Source organism: Streptomyces tateyamensis (assembly GCF_003205575.1).
GTDB classification, from domain to species: domain Bacteria; phylum Actinomycetota; class Actinomycetes; order Streptomycetales; family Streptomycetaceae; genus Kitasatospora; species Kitasatospora tateyamensis.
Genome location: NZ_PYBW01000434.1, coordinates 1 through 456, shown reverse-complemented (window position 1 = coordinate 456; position 456 = coordinate 1). Strand labels below are relative to the sequence as shown.

The 456-nt window shown below is 73.2% G+C and carries 1 pseudogene; it reads left to right on the top strand.

Annotation, left to right across the window (positions count from 1 at the left end):
* Nucleotides 1–307 (top strand): annotated as a pseudogene (locus tag C7C46_RS34095) (ATPase); the annotation flags it as partial.
* Nucleotides 308–456 lie beyond the last annotated feature (149 nt).

Genomic DNA, 456 nt, shown 5'->3' with positions numbered 1-456 from the left:
CCTGCGCGCCTCCGCGGCCGCGGCCGGCAGCGACGACGAGAAGCTGGAGTCGGCGCTCTCCACCGCCGAGCAGATCGGGGTGCTGGAGGACGCGGTGCTGCACAGCAACTTCTTCGGCCAGAAGGCGCTCAACGCGCACACCCTGGCCTCCTCGCTGGTCGGCTCACTGGCCCGGCGCGAGCCGGAGGACCTGGCGATCCTCAACAAGTACCTGCACGGCGTGGTGGAGCCGCGCAGCAAGGAGGAGGGCGGCGACTGGCCGGAGTTCCTGGCGGGCGGCCGCGAGGCGATCGACAACCTGTCCTGACACCCAGATCCCGGTCCACCCCGACCAGACCTCCCCCGCACGCCGCCGAGGAGGCCCGCCCGATGTCCCCCCCCCACCCGCCGCTCTTAGACCCACTTGGCGCCCAACTCCACGAAGCCGCGCAGGCGTTCGCCGACGGGCGGGCCGCC